Origin of the sequence: Corallococcus praedator (assembly GCF_003612125.1) — a bacterium.
GTDB lineage: Bacteria > Myxococcota > Myxococcia > Myxococcales > Myxococcaceae > Corallococcus > Corallococcus praedator.
In genome coordinates this window covers 1-406 of the sequence record NZ_RAWI01001289.1, presented here as the reverse complement: position 1 = coordinate 406, position 406 = coordinate 1, and the positions used below count along the sequence as shown (strand labels likewise).

The window sequence follows — 406 nt, the reverse complement described above, 5'->3', positions numbered from 1 at the left end:
ACTTTATATGGGCTATAAATCAGCTATAACTCACCGCTCTCTACACCATCAATTGACGGAAGTAGAACGTCTTTCTCAAGAGAAGCAACAGTTGTTGGCCATGCAAAATGCCATGCTGGAACGTCAGTTAGTACAGCAAACCAACGAGGTCATGCTGGAACGTCAACTCGAAGCGCAGCGCGTCAGTCAGCTTCGTTCCGATTTTGAACGCCGGGTAGCCGAGGCCGAAATGACTGGACTACGGTCACAGATGAACCCGCATTTTATCTTTAATTGTCTCAATTCTATAAAATTGTATGCTGTTGATAATGAGTCGGAAAAAGCGTCTGAATACCTGACTAAGTTCAGCCGCCTGATCCGAATGGTGCTGGAAAACTCCCGCTCCGAACGGGTGACGCTCCAAAAC

At 47.0% G+C, this 406-nt stretch carries 1 protein-coding gene; it reads left to right on the top strand.

From position 1 onward, the window contains the following. A partial coding sequence (locus D7Y13_RS50235) for a histidine kinase (RefSeq protein WP_167508834.1) occupies positions 1-406 on the top strand: 406 nt, incomplete at both ends.